Genomic DNA, 18060 nt, shown 5'->3' with positions numbered 1-18060 from the left:
CCGCGCCCCGTTCACTTACCCGCTCGGCAACGCGTCCGCCGCCGCGTTCCGCCAGCTTGCCCGCCGTCCGTTTTTCCGCCAACCCCTGGTCCTCCTAACGGGTCCCCGGCAAGCGTTCTCTGCCCGCTGGGGTGTACCAGCCTCGACGATTTTACTCGTACACACCTCCGCTGTCCCGTTTCGCCACACGATCTTCACAATCGGCAAAACGGCCGCTCCGAGTGGAAAACCTGGCGCTAATTCTTCATCCGGCTCTGCACGTCGTGCGCCAGCTTCTCGATCTCTCCCGCCTTCTTCACCACATCCAGAGAAAGCTCATCCTTGTTCGTCTTGTCGACATCAAGCTTCAACTCGTTGGTCAGCGCCAGCAGCTTATCCACATCTTCTTGCAGCCGCTTTTGACGAGCATCGTTCACCGACTTGATGCGCTCCTCGTTCATCCGCGCGCGGACCCCACCGTCCGGCAGCCCCGCGCCAATTGCCGGGGTGTTCGCGTCGTGCGGCGACGGAGGCCGGGGAATGTCCTGAATCTGACTGCCCTGCGCGCGGACCACACCCACGTTTCGTGCCAGGCCCGTTCCCCCCAAAACAACGAGCCCAACCGCACTCACCACTGCAACCCTCGTCACCTCGCCCAATCGCAAATCGAGTCCTCCCCGCAGCGCGCCTCATATCCAGCTCAAGTCCCGGCGACACTGGCAAAACCAGCCGCAGCCTTTATAGCTGCACCGGGCTCATCTGACCATATCCTTCAACACCCGGCGTACCAACCCCGCATCTATGCGTTCCGACGCCGCTTCAGTTCTTCATCTGGCCTTGCACGGCATGGGCAAGCTTCTCAATCTCTTTCGCCTTCTTGATCACGTCCAGCGACAACTGATCGTTCGCCGTCTTGTCCACATCCGCTTTCAGTTCATTGCTAAGAAGGACCAGCCTGTCCACATCGGCAGCGACCTTCTTGCGACGTTCAGCATTGGCTGCCTGGGCTCCGCCGTCTGTCGAGTTGCCCATCTGGATTGGATATACCGGAGGCACACCGCTGCTTGGGGGATCGATCGGCCGGCCTGAGTTCATCGCGGGACTTCGCTGAGCAGCCATCACTCCGCCGCCACCCCGCACACCCGCGTCAGACAACAGCAGAAACACCGCCGAACACAACACAGTAGTCTGGACAGCCTGGCCAAACCTCATCGGTCGCATGGCACTCTCCTTCACTTGAACTACCTGTGCGCGCGTGAGAGCCCTTGCTCACCGGCCTCTAGTTCTTCATCCGGCTCTGCACGTCATGCGCCAGCTTCTCAATCTCACCCGCCTTCTTGATGACCTCCACCGAGAGCTCGTCCTTGTTCGTCTTGTCCACGTCAGTCTTCAGCTCGTTAGTCAGCGCCAGCAGACGGTCGACATCCGCCGCCAGCTTCTTATGCCGATCATCGTTCATCGCCTTCATCCGTTCCTGCTCCATCTTGGCGTGAACCGGATCCGGAGCCGGCTGGTTTCCGCTCAGTCCATCCGGGCCCTGCTGCATATAGGGCGGTATCTTCGGCTGTGGATTCTTCTGCGCATGCACCACCCCGCTGCCGGTGTTCAGCCCCGCTCCCGAGACCACAAGCACAGCAGCGCACAACGCCCCCACACGCAATATGTGATTGATTTCTCTCGGTCCCATCTCACTCCTCCTTTGCCAAAGCTACCTGCCGCGGGCTGCGACTCGTCTTATGCTTGGCTTCTCTCGTATCCTGCGGAGTAGACCGGATTTTCATTAATGATGACCCTTACACCCACTCTTCCACAAGAGGAACGCTCCGTCGTCTCGCTCGAACACGGCTGGCATCTGGACGTCCTGAACTTTGTACAGCACGGCGTCCCCAAGATTGTCATTGCCTTGTTACTGGCGCTCATCGCCCAGCAGACCCTCGCCTTTTTTGTAAAACGCATGCGCAAGCGCGCCGAAGCCATGGTCGGCAACTCGCACCGCGCCGCCCAACTCCGCACCCTGGCTGGCATCATCCGCGCCACTGGCTACGCGCTCATCGCCTCCTACGTCTTCATCCAGATCCTCGGCGCGCTCGGCGTTCCTCTGGGCTCGTTTATCGCCGCCGCCGGCGTCATCGGCCTTGGCATCAGCTTTGGCGCGCAGTCGCTCTTCAAGGACATGCTCACCGGCCTCTTCATCCTGCTCGAAGACCAGTACGCCATCGGCGACACCATAAAGATCGCCGGTCTTCAGGGCGCCGTCGAAAACCTTACCCTGCGCGTCACCACGCTCCGTGACGGCGACGGCACGCTCTACATCGTGCCCAACAGCCAGATCACGACCGTCTCCAATCTTTCGCGCGACTTCTCCGTCGCCACGCTTCCGGTCAGCGTCAGCACCAGCGAAAACCCCGACCGCGTCGTCCAGGTCCTCACCCGGGTCGCCAACCAGGTTCGCCAGGACGAAGCCTTCAAAGACGTTGTCATCGATGAACCCACCGTGCTCGGCGTCGACAAGATCAGCGGTCACGAGGTCATCTACCCCATCAACATCCGCGTGCAGGTCAATCAGCGCGACGGCGTCCTCCGCGAGCTTCGCCGCCGCATCCTCCTCGCCTTCGAGAAGGAGAACATCGCCTTCGGCACCGCCAGCAGCACGCTCGTGCTCGAGCGCCGCGATCCCACCGCCGCTCCACCGGCTCCGCCGTCCGTGCCCACCGAACCACCGCAACCTGCGGCGCCCGCAACCTCGCAGTAGCACAACACCAGCCTGCTACCATCGGCCTGTGAGTCAGGCGATTGAGCTGTGGAACTCGTTCCTCATCGCGTTCAGCGCGCTTCTGCCGCTCATTAATCCAATCGGCTCCGCGCTGGTCTTTCTCGGCCTCGTCGGCGACGCGCCGCGGGCCGCCTATCGCAGCCTCGCGCGCAAGATCGCCCTCAATAACGTCATCTTTCTCGTCGTCATCGAGCTCCTCGGCTCCGCCATTCTGCACTTCTTCGGCATCTCGCTGCCTATCGTGCAAGTCTCCGGCGGCATCGTCATCGCCGCCATCGGCTGGTCCGTGCTCAATGCGAAGGAGTCAGAGAAGACGCTCGACAAGCGCGAAGAGGTTCACGTCAACCCTGACGACAGCTTTCAAGCCTTGAACAAAAAGGCGTTTTATCCCTTCACGTTTCCCGTGACCTCAGGCCCCGGCACGCTCGTCGTCACACTTACGCTCGCGGCGCGCGCGCAAAACGGCGGCATCGTCCTCAACGCACTCAGGCACGGCGGCCTCTTCCTCGCGATCGTGGTCCTCAGTGCATTCGTTTATCTCTGCTACGCCAACGCACCGCGGCTCACAAGAGCGATCCCGCCCGCGACCACACAAGGAATCCTGCGCGTCGTCGGCTTCATCGTGGTCTGCATCGGCGTACAGATCGCCTGGAACGGCTTCTCAACGCTTGTGCCGCCCATCCTCGGCCGGTGATTACGCCACCAAGTACAGCTCGTCCGCATCCCTTATCGGCGGCAGACAACTGTTCGCCTTGCACACCAACGCAAAGCTCGCCTCATCCGCAGGCACATTCGGCAGCGTCTCCTTCAGCGCCGGCGGAAGCGCCTGCATCTGCCCACGCCGCAGTTGAATCACGCTCTTGTTCACCATGAACCGCGCCATCGCAACAATCAGCAATTCCTTCGCCGCCGCATCTTCACCCACAATGCAAGCCTGCACCGGCGGCTCGATCATCCTGCGCAGCGCCAGCGCATAACTCGCCGCGTACAGCCCGAAGTGCTCCACAACTCCCGCAAACGTCTCGAGCGTCTCCTGCGCCCGCGTCTCATAATCCTTGTTGTTCGTCAGCGTCGCCAATCGCAGCAGAACCGTCGCTGCAACGGAATTCCCCGCCGGCGTCGGCGCATCCTGCAGCGGCTTTCGCCTTGTGACCAGCGCACCAATCCGCTCCTCCGTCGAGTTCACCTCCGTGTCGAAGAACCCGCAGCCCGTCGCATCGTAGAACTTCGCCAGCATCGCATCTGCAATCTTCTTCGCCGCCTCGAAGTAGCGCATCTCCCCGCTTGCCTCCCACGCATCCAGCGCCGCATTCGCCACAAACGCATAGTCCTCCAGCACGCCCGGCACCGCGCGCTCCGGCGTCACACCCTCGCCATACGCCACCACATGCACGAGCCTGGCATCGCTCCACGCCTCCCCCAGCACTCGATCCAGCGACTTCAGCGCAAACTCCACCGGCTCGCGCAACCCCAGCGCTCTGCCCGCCGCGATGTACGCCGAGACGCACATCCCGTTCCAGTTCGTATAAACCGTCTTGTCGACATACGGTGTGCGCCGCGTCAACCGAGCCGCATACATCTTCTCCTTCGCAGCCCGCACCAACTCACCCGCCTTCGCCTCCTCAATCCCCAGCGCCTTCGCGACATCCTCAATCGCCCTCGGCGTGTGCAGCACATTCTTCGTCGGATTGTGATGCATATCGCCGACCGGCCGCACATTGAAGTACGCCTCCGCAACCCGAAACTCCTCCGGACTCAACGCCGCCTGCACCTCATCGCGAGTCCACGTGAAGTAATCGCCGTCATCATCCAGCGAATCATCCGCATCCTGCGACGCATAAAATCCGCCCCGCTCGCGATCGCTCAGCCATTCATCCATCCAGCGCAGAATCCCGTTCGCCACCTGCGCAAACTCGGGATCCGCAAAGCTCTGGAACGCATGCGCATAATTCTTCAGCAGCTCGCTGTTGTCGTACGCCATCTTTTCGAAGTGCGGCACAATCCACTGCTCGTCCACCGAGTAGCGATGAAATCCGCCGGCAAGCTGGTCGTGAATCCCACCCGCAGCCATCTTCTTCAGCGTCACGATGGCCACGTTGCGCGCCGCCTCTGCATGCGTCCCACCACGTGTCGCTGCATCAATCAGCAGATCGATCGCGCCCGAGTGCGGAAACTTCGGCTGCGACCCAAACCCTCCATTACGCGCGTCGAACATCCGCACAATCGGTTCGATAATCTTCTCGAGCAGCGCCGCCCCCGGCTCTCCGCTCCGTCCCGAAAAACTTTCGTTGTGCTCGATCATCGTCAGGATGCTGCCCGCCGACTCCTCAACCTCCTCACGCCGCTCCTCGAACGCCTTCGCCATCGTCAGCAGCACGCGCCGAAAGCCCGGCCTGCCATACCGCTCGTCCGGCGGAAAGTACGTTCCGCCAAAGAACGGCTTCCCATCCGGCGTCAAAAACGCCGTCAGCGGCCATCCCCCTTGCCCGCTGATCGTCGCCACCGCCTGCTGATACCGCGTATCCACATCCGGCCGCTCGTCGCGGTCCACCTTCACCGCAACGTAATGCTCGTTCAACACCTGCGCGGTCTCGTCATTCTCATAGCTTTCGCGGTCCATCACGTGGCACCAGTGGCACCACACCGCGCCAATATCCAGCAGCACCGGCTTGTTCTCGCGCTTGGCCTTTTCAAATGCCTCCGGGCCCCACTCATGCCACTGCACCGGCTGATGCCGCGCCGACCTCAGATACGCCGACGCCGATCGCCCGAGCCCATTCTCCATTGCTTCACTCATTGCATTTACTCCAAACTCTCAGCCTACCGCACTCTCATCGACGACAAGCGCACGAGTTCACTTCCACCGCAAACAAAAGGCCGCAGCACTCGCCGCGGCCTCTTCGTCTACTCTCTACCCTCTAACCTCTACCCTCTGCCTTTACTGCGGCATCGGCGGAGGCGTCTCCGTCAGCGGCTTCGGCGGAGCCGGAGGTGTCGGCGCCGTCAGCCCCGGAATATTCGGCTTCTGCGAAATCGTTCCATTGGCCGCCTGGGTAATGCTGATGCCGTACTTGTCCAGCGTGCTTGCCAGAATCTGCCCCAGCGACGCGCGGTCACGCGCATACGCCGCCGTCGCCGAGATCATGTTGTCCTCCGCCGTCGCCAGGTTGCGCTCCATCTGCAGCACATTCGCCGTCGTCGAAGCCCCGAGCCTGTACTTCTTCTGCTCCGCTTCCAGCGCCTGCGCCGCATAGTCGCGCGCCGACTGCGACGACTGCACCGCCGCCCGATCGTTCGTCAACGCATACACGCCATTGATCACCTGAATGCGAATCTGCGTATAAAGCTGCTGCAACCGCATCTGCGACTGCCGGTATTCCATCTGCGATCGCACCTGATCCGCCTGTGCAATCCGGTTCCGAATCGGAATCTGCAGGTTCACACCCACGCCCCAATCCGGCGAGCTGTTTTTCAGCGTATTCCCAAGTACCGATCCATACCCTGAGTTCGACACGGTGCCCGGCGGGCAAGGCGTTGGCGTACCGGTCAGGCCGCCGCAGTTCAAATCCGGGTTTTGCTGTCCGCCCACACCGCTGCCACCATAGAAGCCGTACGCATCGAGGACAGGAAGGAGGCCATTCTTCTCCGCCCGGATCGTGATCTCGTTGTTCTTCATCGCCAGCGTGGCCTGCTCAATCTGCGGATTGTTCTGGTACGCCTCGCGGATCAGGTCCTCCGTCTGCATGTCCTCTTCCGGCAGCCGATCCAGGCTCACGCGATCCGTCGGAATCACCGGCGCGTTCGCCATCTGTGGATCATTCAGATTGCGCACAATCGCCTGCTTCATCAGCAGTTGCTGATACTCCAGGTTCGATTGCGACGTGATCAGCGCCTGCTTGTCGCTCGCCACTGCCGCGTCCGAGTTCACCACGTCCAGCGGAGCCAGCGTTCCAATCTGCAACTGCTTGCGGTTGTCGCTCGCCAGTTGCGTCGACTGCTGCAGCGCGCGTTCCTTCGCCTGCTCGTCCTCATACGCGCTCACCAGCGCCCAGTAGATGCTCTCCACCTGGCCTATCGTGTAGATCAACTGCTGCCGGAACGCAGAATCCGTAATCCGCCGATCATTCTTCGCCTGGATGATGAACCGCTCGTTCACCCACTTGCAGCATCCCTGCAGCAGATGTTGCGTCAACTGGGCACGAAAACTTGATTGCAGCAGCGGACTGTAGCTCGTACGTTCGCTGTTCGTCGTCACGTGCGAGTTGTCAAAGGTCACGTTGAGCGACTCGCCGCCAATGAATCCTTCCTGATACTGGAAGTCATACGTCCCCGTGTTCTGCGAGAGCGTGTTCGTGCCCGTCAAAATTGTCGACGACTCCTGCGTGTTCGCCCGCTCATACTGCAGCGTCCCCGTGAACTCCGGATCCAGCAGCTCGGGCACCGGTCCGCCGCCGTTCGTGCTCAACACCAGGCCCGACGCACCCGCGCCGCTTCCGCCCGCTGCGCTGGTCGTTCCGCCCGGTCCGCCGCCGCCCGTAATCGTCGAGCTCGATCCACCCAGCGTGTTCGCCACAATTCCCGTCGAAACACCACGCAGCGACGACCCAGCCTTGGCTCGCAGAATGTCCGTGTCCGCAATGTCCAGGTTGATCCGCGCAATCGCGATGTCGTAGTTGTTCTCGAGCGCCAGCGTCACCGCATCGTTCAGCCCGAGAAAGATCTTTCCATCCCGCAGCAGATCGCGCAGGTCCGGCGTATTGCTCAGCCGCGGCGCCGGATAGTTCGTCGGTGTGTAGTCATGCAATGGGTTCGGCAGGAACGGAATCGGCTCCGTGTAATCCTTGCCCGTCGGCCGCAGATACAGCGGCTCCGTCAGCTTCGGAGCCGGCGCCTGCGGAAGTCCCGGCGTTCCCGTCGTGTCATTCTGCACGCCCTGCTGCGGAGCAGGTGCGGTCGGATTCACCGTCCCCGCCGGCTGCTGGGCCGCGGGCGTCTCACCCGCCGCATTCGAGTTCGCCGCTGCCGGCTGCTGTTGCGGCGCCAGTTGCTGTTGTGAGTCAGCCGGCTGCTGCGTCGTAGCAGGAGCCTGTCCGGGCGCGGGCGCAGCAGGAGTCTGTGCCACGGCGCTGCTCAACATCAGGGCGACGCACGCCGCAGCCTGCAAATCCCTAAATTTCACGTTTGCTTCTCCGAGTCTGGTTCAGACCTTTTGCGCTTCAGATAGATTGCCTTGCCGTTCACTTGCAATACGGCGAGCGAGGACCCGAAGTTCCACCCGACGAACAGAAGGCAAAGAGCCGCTTCAGTATATCGTCCACTCTGTCCACATCTCGTCCCACTCTCTGCCCTCTATCCTCTACCCTCTACTAATGGCCGCCGCATCCACCAACTGGAAGCTCACCCTCGCGTACGACGGGTCCGGCTTCCACGGCTGGCAGGTCCAGCCCGGCCTCACAACCGTCCAGGGCACCCTCGCCGACTGCCTCTTCCGTCTCACCGGCGAAACCGTCCTCCCGCAAGGCTCCGGCCGCACCGACGCCGGCGTCCACGCACTCGCCCAGGCCGTCAGCTTCCGCCTCGCAGCACCGCTTCCCGCAGCGAATCTCCAGCGCGCGCTCAATCGCATCCTGCCCGCGGGCATTCGCGTGCTCTCCTGCGAACAGGTCCCGCACAGCTTCCACGCACGCCACAGCGCCCGCAGCAAAACCTACGAGTACCGCATCTTTGAGCGCCGCATCCGCTCCACTCCCGGCCATCCCGCCATCGAACGCATCTGCTCGCCCTTCCTCGCGCCCTACGCCTGGGACTGCCGCTGGCCTCTCTCGCTCGACGCCATGCGCGAAGCCGCCGCACACCTCATCGGCACACACGACTTCACCTCCATGGCCGCCACTGACGCCGACCGTGCCCAACGCGATCCAGACGACGACTCACCGACGCGCGCCATCAAAATCAACCCGGTCAAAACCATCACCCTCGCCGAGTGGTCGCACCGCCCAAACTCTGCAGAGCAAGACCTCCTGACCTTCCGCATCGCCGGCAACGGCTTCCTCCACCACATGGTGCGCAACATCGTCGGCACGCTCGTCGAGATCGGCCGCGGCTCACTCGACCCAGCCGACCTCACCCGCATCCTCCAAGCCCGTGACCGCACCGCCGCCGGTCCCACTGCTCCCGCCCGCGGCCTCTACCTCGTCGAAGTCGTCTACGATCCAATTGACGATACCGGGTGCCCCATTCATGACGACGAAGCAGTCGGCGTCATGGGTGGGGTGAACGACCCCACAACACGCGGAGTCACCCAATGACCCCCGCGCCCTCCGCCGCCGCCAACGCCCGCGTCACAACCCTCGCCGCAGACCGCGCCATCCACCGCGCCTTCCACTGGCTGCACCTCTACGAGCAGCAACTCCAGCGCTGGCACTCCGAGTTCCTCGCCATCCCCGCACCACCCTTCGGCGAAGCCGCGCGCGCCGCCTGGTTCATCTCCCGCTTCACCGACCTCGACCTCACCAGCCCGCACATCGACCGCGAAGGCAACGCGCTCGCCGAGCTCCTCTCCGCGGACGTCACCGCACCCGTCATCCTGCTCTCTGCGCACCTCGACACCATCTTTCCCGCCGGAACCGACTGCACACCCCATCTGGAAGACGGCAAGCTCCTCTGCCCCGGCGCCACCGACAACGGCGCCGGCCTCACCGCACTTCTCGCGATCGCGGCTTCACTGCGCTACGCCAACATCACTCCCGCCGCAACCATCCTCTTCGCCGCAAACGTCGGTGAAGAAGGCGAAGGCGACCTCCGCGGCATGCGTCATCTCTTCTCACACTCGCCTTACGCACAGCGCATCCAGACCGCCATCGCGCTCGAAGGCTGCGGCACCGGCACTGTCGTCGACCGCGCGCTCGGCTCGCGTCGTCTGCGCGTCGAAATCACCGGTCCCGGCGGCCACTCCTGGGCCGACGCCGGCCGCCCCAGCCCCATCAACGCGCTCGCCGCCGCCATCGCCTCGCTCACGCAGCTCACGCTTCCCTCCAACCCGCGCACCACGCTCAACTGCGGCACCATCGCCGGCGGCACCTCCATCAACTCCATCCCGTCCTCCGCCACCGCCGACCTCGACCTCCGCTCCACCTCCACCGACGAGCTCGAAAGCCTCGAAACCCTCGTGCTCGCCACCGTCTCCAAGTGCGTAAAAGCCGAGGCCCGCCGCACCCGCGCACGCGACGCCTTGCGCCTACAGATCCGCCGCATCGGCGACCGCCGCGCCGGCGCGCTGCCCTCCGACTCCCCTCTCGCCGTCAGCCTCCGCGCCGTCGACCGCCACCTCAACATCCGCACCGAATCCCGCATCGGTTCCACCGACGCAAATCTCCCACTCTCGCTCGGCATTCCAGCTCTCGCCATCGGCTCCGGCGGCACCGGCGGCGGCATCCACACCCTCGAAGAGTGGTACTCGCCCACCAACCGCGAGCTCGCCCTCCGCCGCATCCTCCTCCTGCTCCTTGACACCTGCAATCTCCACACGAACACCGCCGCAACAATCGGCAAAGCCGGCAACTAGCCTTCGCCACTCTCTCGCCGTCGCCTCGCCTTTGCCTTTGTCCTTGCCGTTGCCTCTCCCGAGGCTCCAGCCTCGGGTCTCCTACGCTGCTTTGAAACAAAGGGGCTTTAGCCCCCTGGGTAGGCATTTCGAATCTCACGCACCGAATACACTCATCTCGTGAAGCTCTACACTCCCGCAGCATTACTCAGCGCACTCTGCATCGTCGCCACCGCCCACGCCCAGCGCTGCCCCCAACCCGCGCACACCATCTTCTACAACGGCAACATCCTAACCGGCGCCGGCCTTCACGCCATCGACGACCACACACCGCCGCAGCGCGTCCAGGCCATCGGCATCAGCGGCGCCTGGATCACCGCCGCCGGCTCCAACGACACCGTGCTCGCCTGCGCCGCGCCCGACGCCATCAAGATCGATCTCCACGGCGCCTTCGCCATGCCCGGCTTCAACGACGCCCACACCCACATCGCCGACGCCGGCCTCCAGCGCCTCTCCGCCAACCTCGACGGCGTCACCTCTCTCGCCGACATGACCTCCCGCATCGCCGCCTACGCCAAAACCCTGGACGACCCAAATCAATGGATCCTTGGCGGCGGCTGGGACCACACCAAGTGGCCCTCAAATACTCTCCCCACACGCCAAGACCTCGACGCCGTCACCGGCCCCCACCCAGCCTTCCTCTATCGCGTCGACGGCCACATCGCCATCGCCAACACCGCCGCCCTCAAAGCCGCCGGCATCGATAACACCACCGCAGATCCGCCCGGCGGCCACATCGACCGCGATGCCGAAGGCAATCCCACCGGCATCATCCGCGAAGGCCCTGCCACTGCGCTCGTGCAAAAGGTCATCCCTCCGCCCGACTACGAAACACGCCGCCACGCCCTCGAGCTCTCCATCCACGACGCGCTCGCACACGGCGTCACCTCTATCCAGGACTTCTCCACCTGGGACGACTGGCTCGCCCTCGAAGGCATGGAGCACGAAAACAAGCTGCCCCTACGCATCGCCGAATGGATCGACTTCAATCTCCCCGTCGGCGACCTTCAGCAGCGTCGCGCCAGCCACGATCCCAACGACCCGCTCCTTCATCTCACCTTTCTCAAGGGCTTCATGGATGGCTCGCTCGGCTCACGCACCGCTGCCATGAACGCGCCCTACAGTGACGATCCCAACAACTCCGGCATCCCGCGTTACGACCAGGACAAACTCAACGCAATGGCCACCGACCGCGCCGCCGCCGGCTTCCAGCTCGGCTTCCACGCCATCGGCGACCGCGCCAATGACATGGCCCTCAACGCCTTCGAAGCCGCCGAGCAGGCCGGCGTTCCCGCCCCCGCTCTCCTCTGCCAGGCGAAGGAAGAACAGTACGAACACAGCCTTCCACCCGACGCCATCGTCACCCGCGTCAACCCATGCCCACAAGCGCCCTACGCTCCGCGCAACTTCCGCTTCCGCATCGAGCACGCGCAGGTCGTCTCACCCGACGCATTCCAGCGCTTCCACGATCTCGGCATCATCGCCTCCATGCAGCCCTCACACCTGCTCACCGACATGGCCTGGGCCGGCCAGCGCCTCGGCCCCGAGCGCAGCAAGTACGCCTACGCCTGGCGCTCGTTCCTCAACCACGGCGTCCCGCTCGCCTTCGGCACCGACTATCCCGTCGAATCCATCAACCCCATGCGCGGCCTCTACTCCGCCATCACGCGCATGAACGAGGCCGGCACGCAAACCTTCGAGCCTCAGGAAAAGCTCACTCTCAGCGAAGCCCTCTACGCCTACACCCAGGCCCCCGCCTTCGCCGAGTGGCGCGAGAACATCAAAGGCCGCCTCGAACCCGGCTTCCTCGCCGACTTTGTCGTCCTCGATCGCGACCTCACCCGCTCCACACCGCAACAAATCCTGCACGCGCGCGTCGTCCGCACTGTCGTCGGCGGCGTCACCCGCTACACCTCCGAAACCGAAACAACCGCGCCACCACAACCCCTCGCGACACCGCAGCCCACCGCACCGCCGCCACCCGCAAAGCCCTCACCCTACGTCAAGCAGGACAATCCCCTCCCCGACGCCCGCACCGGGGTCTCCCACCCACCCGACAGTCCCGAATAACGCTTCAACTGACAACTGACAACTGCAAACTGCAAACTGCAAACTGAACGCAAAAACTCGCAACTCGAAACTCACAACTCGAAACTGATCGCGACCCGCCTTTGCTTTTGCCTCTGCCGTTGCCTTTGCCCTTGCCCTTGCCCTTGCCCTTTGTCTTTGTCTTTGTCTTTGTCTTTGTCTTTCTGGTTGTCATCCCCGAAGGGGATCTGCTTTTGCTGTTGCATTTGCTTTCCACTAACCACTAACTACTAACCACTAACCACTCGAAATGCCCGCCCACCGCCGCCACAACCTCCTCGCCCACATCCTCCTCATCGGAGTCGTGCTCGTCTGGGGCTGCACCTTCCCGCTCGTCAAATCCGCACTCAACGACATCTCGCCACTCCTCTTCAACCTCCTCCGCATGTCACTCGCGGCCCTCGTCCTTCTCACCATCAACCTCAAAGAACTCCGCGGCCTCACCCGCTCTGAGCTCCGCCTCTGCCTCACCGCCGGCCTCTTTCTCGCGCTCGGCTATCAGTTCCAGACCTCCGGCCTCGCCCACACCACGCCGTCGAAGTCCGCCTTCCTCACCGGCCTCGTCGTGGTCCTCGTCCCCATCCTCAGCCTGCTCCCGCGCGTCGCTCCGCCCACCGCCCCGCGCCCCAACACGATCGTCTTCCTCGGTGCAATCCTCGCCTTCATCGGCCTCATCCTCCTCACCAGCACGCCCGGCACAGGCGCCGCAATCCTCTCCGGCATGCATCTCGGCGAGTGGCTCACCCTCGCCTGCGCCGCCGCCTTCGCCGCGCACCTCCTCACCCTCGCCCATGCCGCGCCTCAGCTCTCCGCGCGCCGCCTCGGCACTCTCCAGATCGCCTTCGCCGCCATCTTCATGTTGATCACCCTCCCGCTCGGCGGTCACCCAACATTCCACCTCACCCCCACCGCCATTCTCGCCCTCGCCATCACCGCCCTCTTCGCCACCGCCGCCGCCTTCACCATCCAGAGCTGGGCCCAGCAGTTCCTTCCGCCCACTCACACCGCCCTCATCCTCACCCTCGAGCCCGTCTTCGCCGCCCTCACCTCGCTCCTCTTCTTCCACGAGCGCTTCGGCCCCCGCGAGCTCCTCGGCGCCGCCCTCATCCTCGCCGGCATCCTCCTCGCCGAGCTCCGCAGCCCGCAACCCATCCCGCCGTCATCCTGAGCGAAAGGCTCGCTTCTTGGCGCCGAAGTCGAAGGACCCTCGCCCCACGACCTGCGGTTACCTTTTCTTACTGGATTCCCGCCCCAAAACGCCGTATGCTTCTCCCACTTCTTCGGCCCTCTTGCGCTTCACGGCACGCTCAGCTGCGAGCTCCCCGCTGAGCCCTTCGGCCCCGCCTTTCACCTGACTCCGCCAGGAGCAGTCCCATGCGTCTCCATCGCGACGAACGCGGCCAGACCATCATCCTCGTTGCTCTGTCCCTGCCTTTCATGCTCGGCTTCGTCGGCATGGCCACGGACGTCGGCGCCCTCTTCAAAGACAAGCGCACCATCCAGACCGCCGCCGACGCCGCCGCCATCGCCGGCGCGCTCAACCTGAGATATGGCAGCTACGTTACAACCGCTAAAAACGCAAGCACCGCGAATGGGTACACGGACGGCAGCAACGGCGTTACCGTCACCGTAAAAAGCCCGCCTGTATGGGCGTCCAGCAATTATTACAACAAGGCCGACTACGTGGAAGCTACGGTCACCAAGGTCGAGCCCACCATCTTCCTTTCCGTCTTCGGATTTCCATCCGTCACAGTCACTGCGCGCGCCGTGGCGACCGATCAGGGCCCCGGCGACGGATGCATGTATACGCTGGGTACGACCGGGAACGACATTCACATTCAGGGGTCTGCCGAAATTACCGCAACCAGTTGCGGAATGCTCGTCAATTCCAGCAGCAGCAATGCCATCACTCAGACCGGCAACGGACCGAATTTATACGCCAGATTTAGGTCGATCGGCGTCGTTGGCGATCCATCTGGCATCGGCAATTACAGCCCCACACCGATTACAGGAATCGCTCAGGTCAGCGATCCGCTGTCCTACTTCCCCAACTACTCCTGTAACAACAACGCCTGCGGCTGCAGCGGCACCCCCACCATACCTTGCACAGGGTACCCGTACTCCTCGGCGGTCATATGCGGAAACGCCTCGGGAGCGACGCTGTCCCCCGGATGCTACAAGGGCCTGAACGGCACCTACACGCTGAGCTCAGGAACCTACCTCATCAATGGAAAGATAGACGGCAACATCACCGGATCAGGAGTTACGTTGATCCTGATCTCAAACAGCATCGAAACCACCGGAAGTAAGGCGATCACGCTCACGGCACCGCTCGCCTCTAGCGATCCCAGCGGCACGAATCCCTTCGACGGCATAGTCATCTATCAGGTTCCGTCAGATACCACAGCGACCGATATGAAGGGCAACTCTACGCTCAATGCCCAGGGCGTCATCTATATGCCGACTGCGGAGTTCGAGATGGAAGGTTCGACTGGCGGAACAATTTACGCCGACTTTGTCGTGAGTTCTATCGACATCCAGGGCACACCAAATATCTACGACTACCAGGCTCTCGCGGGGGTTCAGTCTCCCATCACCTCCATCAATCTCGTGGAGTAAACACAGTGGCGCGCACATCCCCAACTCGGCTACACCATGACCATGCCCAGCGGCGGTTTCCATCTGACACGCGCGTTTCTTGCGTTCCCCGCGACTCAGGCCAGGCGAGTCTCGAGTTGGCGCTGTCACTCCCCCTGTTTGCCCTGCTTATTCTCGGCGGAGCTGAAATCGCGAACATCGGATGGGCCGCTATACAACTCAACAACGCAGCCCACGCCGGCGCTCAGTTCGCCTCACTCTCTCGCACCAACGCCGTCGACATCACAGACATCGAAGCCGCCGCCCGAAGTGAGGCGCCCGCCCTTACCATCACCTTTCCTACCGCCCCAACTCAAACCTGCTCCTGCGTGACCCCATCCGGCACCCCGACAACATACCCCTGCAGCTCGATCATCGACAGCTGCGCATCTCCGGACATCATCGTCGACTCGGTTCAGGTCACCACGCAGGCAGTCGTTTCTCCCCTGATCCACTACACCGGCCTGCCTGCGTCTTACACGCTCCACGGGAAAGCCACGATGGAAGTGATTCAGTGATAAGGGCGTCTGCCAATATCAAGCCCTCCGAGCACGGCGCCGCCGTAATCGAACTGCTCGCCTCCGTCATCGTCCTCGTCACGCTCGTCTTTGGGTGCGTCGCCATCAGCATGGCCTTCTATACCAACGAGGTCCTGAACGAATACGCCCGCGATGCCTCCCGCTACGCCATCGTCCATGGCAACGGATGCGAAGAGGCCGCACACAGCGACGCCTCCTGCTCCATCAGCACCGGCTCAACCGCCAATGCCGCCCTCAAAACCTATCTCAATCACGAAATCTTTCCCGGCATCAACGGCAACCATCTGTCCATCTCCACTACCTACGCCCACGGCCCGGGCGCCACCTCCTGCAACGCCGCCAACTGCAATGGCGAAGGTGACCAGGTGACCGTAACAGTCTCCTACCCTTACCTCTATTCCGTGCCCTTCATCCCGCAGCAATCCTTCACCATGAACGCCCACTCCACCATGGTCATCTCCCAATAATTCCCTACCCAGCCGCATGTTCACATCCCGAACACAGCCTGCACCCGGCCTGCCACTCGGAAGACTTTTACACAATTTCAGCGTCTAATTGGGTAAGGCACGCCGCGCTCAGGAAATGGCCCGGGCAGCGAGCGATCTTCTCTGTCGCCAGCGCCAGCGCGGCGGCACATTTGCGTGAGGAAAACGAAAGTTATGGATACACCGAAACGGTTCGGGCGCAGCGGCTTCAGCAATCTGCTAGCTCGCCTGCGCAGCGGTCACCTCTCCACCACCTTTGCTCTGCTCGCTGTTCTCTCCGTGGGCATTCTGCTCGGCTCCGTCGCAACCGGCAAAGTCAGCGGCCACGAATCCCAGCGCATCGACTCCACCGATGCCCGCCCGCTCGCCCTGCCGAGCCCCGTCAATCTCTCCAACGGCTTCTCCGCCATCGTCAAACAGGTGGGCCCCGCCGTCGTCAACATCAACACCGATTACATCCCCAAGCAGCCCAAGAATCGCGGCGGACGGCGCAACATGCCCACCCCCAACGCGCCCGACGGCGGTGATGACGACAACAACGACATGCAGGACTTCCTCAACCGCTTCTTTGGCGGCGGCAACGGCGGCCAGATGCCCGACATGGGCAAGCGTGAGGCCCTCGGCTCCGGCTTCATCGTCGACCAGCGCGGCTACATCATCACCAACAATCACGTCGTCGACAAAGCCGACCACATCTACGTCAAGCTCGCCAGCGACCCCAACGATCCTCTCGATCAAGGCCGCCCAGCAACCGTAGTCGGCACCGACCCCGACACCGACATCGCCGTCATCAAGATCGACCCCAAGGGCCTCAACCTCCCCGTCGCCAAGCTCGGTAACTCTGACGGCGCGCAGGTCGGCGATTGGGTCCTTGCCATCGGCAGCCCCTTCGGTCTCTCGCAAACTGTCTCCGCCGGCATCGTCTCTGCTAAGAACCGCGCCATCGATGACCCAGGTTCCAACGGTATCGACCAGAGCCAGTTCCAGCGCTTCATACAGACCGACGCCGCCATCAACCCCGGCAACTCCGGCGGTCCGCTCGTCGACATGGCCGGCCAGGTCATCGGCATGAACACCGCCATCTACACCCAGTCCGCTGGCTCTGAAGGTGTCGGCTTCGCCATGCCGTCCAACTCGCTCATCAGCGTCTACAACCAGCTCATCAGCCCGTCGCACAAGGTCACGCGCGGCTCCATCGGCATCCAGTTCCAGGCCGCTCAGTCTGCTGCTGTAGGCCGCATGTACGGCTTCGCCAACGGCGGCGTTCTGGTCTCCACCGTCACCCCCAACGGCCCTGCCTCCAAGGCTGGCGTGCAGCCCCAGGACGTCATCACCTCCGTCGACGGCCACTCCGTCAAGAACGGCGATGAGCTCGTCAACATCATCTCCGAGAAGCAGCCCGGTTCCACCGTGCGCCTCGGCATCCTGCGCAACAACAAGCCCATCACGCTGGATGTCGGCATCGCCGACCGCGCCAAGCTGTTCGCCAACCTCACCGGCAACGCTGAGCCCGGCAACAGCCCTGACGTCGGTGACGTCGGCCAGAACAAGCTGGGCATCACCGTCCAGCCCGTACAGCCCGCCGTCGCCAGCAAGCTCGGCATCAAGGGCGGTGTCACCATCACCAGCGTTCGTCCCGGCTCCTTCGCGGACGAGATCAACCTTCCCAACAACGTCGTCATCGTCGAGATCAACCGTCACCCGGTCACCGACGAGCAGAGCTACCGCGAAGTAGTCTCCTCGCTCAAAACCGGTGACGACGTCGTCTTCGTCGTCCGCGACCCGCAGAGCCAGAACGCCGGCAACACCTACATCGGCGGAACCCTGCCCGCTCCCAACCAATAACCCGAACTCCGGGTTAGCCGCGGCCTTTACGCCGCTAACCCCGCAGACCAAACCAAAGGGGCTTTAGCCCCGGACGAGGGGCACCCACCACGGGTGCCCCAATTCTTTTGC

16 protein-coding genes are annotated in these 18060 nt (G+C 63.0%); 10 read left to right on the top strand and 6 right to left on the bottom strand.

The genetic code is table 11. The features are described from left to right. Window positions 1-236 precede the first annotated feature (236 nt). From VGU25_05350 to VGU25_05340, 3 genes are all read right to left on the bottom strand, one after another. Window positions 237-638: a hypothetical protein gene (locus VGU25_05350; protein ID HEV2576617.1), complete on the bottom strand. Its 402-nt coding sequence runs from the start codon at window positions 636-638 to the stop codon at window positions 237-239. A 160-nt stretch (window positions 639-798) separates the two neighbouring features. Then, on the bottom strand, window positions 799-1200 hold the full coding sequence (locus VGU25_05345) for a hypothetical protein (protein ID HEV2576616.1): 402 nt from the start codon (window positions 1198-1200) through the stop codon (window positions 799-801). Window positions 1201-1258: 58 nt separating this feature from the next. Next, entirely contained in the window at window positions 1259-1666 is a 408-nt protein-coding gene (locus tag VGU25_05340) for a hypothetical protein (protein HEV2576615.1), read from the bottom strand. 96 nt (window positions 1667-1762) lie between these two features. Between VGU25_05340 and VGU25_05335 the strand changes: the two genes are divergently transcribed. Together VGU25_05335 and VGU25_05330 are read left to right on the top strand one after the other, a co-directional pair. Then, the gene (locus VGU25_05335) at window positions 1763-2731 is read left to right on the top strand and encodes a mechanosensitive ion channel domain-containing protein (protein HEV2576614.1); all 969 of its coding nucleotides are present in this window, start codon (window positions 1763-1765) and stop codon (window positions 2729-2731) included. A gap of 28 nt (window positions 2732-2759) precedes the next feature. Beyond that, window positions 2760-3446, top strand: coding sequence for a MarC family protein (locus VGU25_05330; protein ID HEV2576613.1), 687 nt, complete (start codon window positions 2760-2762; stop codon window positions 3444-3446). Here the strand turns inward: VGU25_05330 and VGU25_05325 are convergent, their stop codons facing one another. Then, a complete protein-coding gene (locus tag VGU25_05325; GenBank protein ID HEV2576612.1) occupies window positions 3447-5549 on the bottom strand; it encodes a thioredoxin domain-containing protein in 2103 nt (700 codons plus the stop codon). It abuts the gene before it with no gap. A gap of 141 nt (window positions 5550-5690) precedes the next feature. Further along, window positions 5691-7931 (bottom strand): TolC family protein, encoded by a 2241-nt coding sequence (locus VGU25_05320; protein ID HEV2576611.1) that lies wholly within the window; start codon window positions 7929-7931, stop codon window positions 5691-5693. 190 nt (window positions 7932-8121) lie between these two features. On the opposite strand from VGU25_05320, the gene truA reads away from it, so the two are divergent. The 3 genes from truA (at window position 8122) to VGU25_05305 (ending at window position 12425) form a co-directional block, all read left to right on the top strand. Continuing rightward, a complete protein-coding gene (truA, locus tag VGU25_05315; GenBank protein ID HEV2576610.1) occupies window positions 8122-9060 on the top strand; it encodes a tRNA pseudouridine(38-40) synthase TruA in 939 nt (312 codons plus the stop codon). Continuing rightward, a complete protein-coding gene (locus VGU25_05310) occupies window positions 9057-10316 on the top strand; it encodes a M20/M25/M40 family metallo-hydrolase (GenBank protein ID HEV2576609.1) in 1260 nt (419 codons plus the stop codon). The genes truA and VGU25_05310 overlap by 4 nt, the downstream gene beginning before the upstream one ends. 159 nt (window positions 10317-10475) lie before the next feature. After that, on the top strand, window positions 10476-12425 hold the full coding sequence (locus VGU25_05305) for an amidohydrolase (protein HEV2576608.1): 1950 nt from the start codon (window positions 10476-10478) through the stop codon (window positions 12423-12425). A 71-nt stretch (window positions 12426-12496) separates the two neighbouring features. Here VGU25_05305 and VGU25_05300 read toward each other — a convergent pair whose 3' ends face one another. Continuing rightward, window positions 12497-12649, bottom strand: a complete 153-nt coding sequence (locus tag VGU25_05300) for a hypothetical protein (GenBank protein ID HEV2576607.1) — start codon at window positions 12647-12649, stop codon at window positions 12497-12499. A 44-nt stretch (window positions 12650-12693) separates the two neighbouring features. Here VGU25_05300 and VGU25_05295 point away from each other — a divergent pair, with 44 nt between their 5' ends. From VGU25_05295 to VGU25_05275, 5 genes are all read left to right on the top strand, one after another. Then, window positions 12694-13611 (top strand): DMT family transporter, encoded by a 918-nt coding sequence (locus VGU25_05295; GenBank protein ID HEV2576606.1) that lies wholly within the window; start codon window positions 12694-12696, stop codon window positions 13609-13611. Between the two features lie 206 nt (window positions 13612-13817). Next, complete coding sequence (locus tag VGU25_05290) at window positions 13818-15062, top strand: pilus assembly protein TadG-related protein (protein HEV2576605.1); 1245 nt, start codon at window positions 13818-13820, stop codon at window positions 15060-15062. Window positions 15063-15067: 5 nt separating this feature from the next. Continuing rightward, window positions 15068-15598: a TadE/TadG family type IV pilus assembly protein gene (locus VGU25_05285; protein HEV2576604.1), complete on the top strand. Its 531-nt coding sequence runs from the start codon at window positions 15068-15070 to the stop codon at window positions 15596-15598. After that, window positions 15595-16086 carry a TadE family protein gene (locus VGU25_05280; protein ID HEV2576603.1) on the top strand — a complete coding sequence of 164 codons (492 nt, stop codon included), beginning with the start codon at window positions 15595-15597 and terminating at the stop codon, window positions 16084-16086. Before VGU25_05285 ends, VGU25_05280 begins: the two co-directional genes overlap by 4 nt. Window positions 16087-16278: 192 nt before the next feature. Further along, window positions 16279-17949, top strand: coding sequence for a trypsin-like peptidase domain-containing protein (locus VGU25_05275; GenBank protein ID HEV2576602.1), 1671 nt, complete (start codon window positions 16279-16281; stop codon window positions 17947-17949). The last annotated feature ends 111 nt before the right edge of the window (window positions 17950-18060 follow it).

Source organism: Acidobacteriaceae bacterium, from assembly GCA_035944135.1.
GTDB lineage: Bacteria > Acidobacteriota > Terriglobia > Terriglobales > Acidobacteriaceae > Granulicella.
This window is presented reverse-complemented; position numbering and strand designations above follow the sequence as displayed.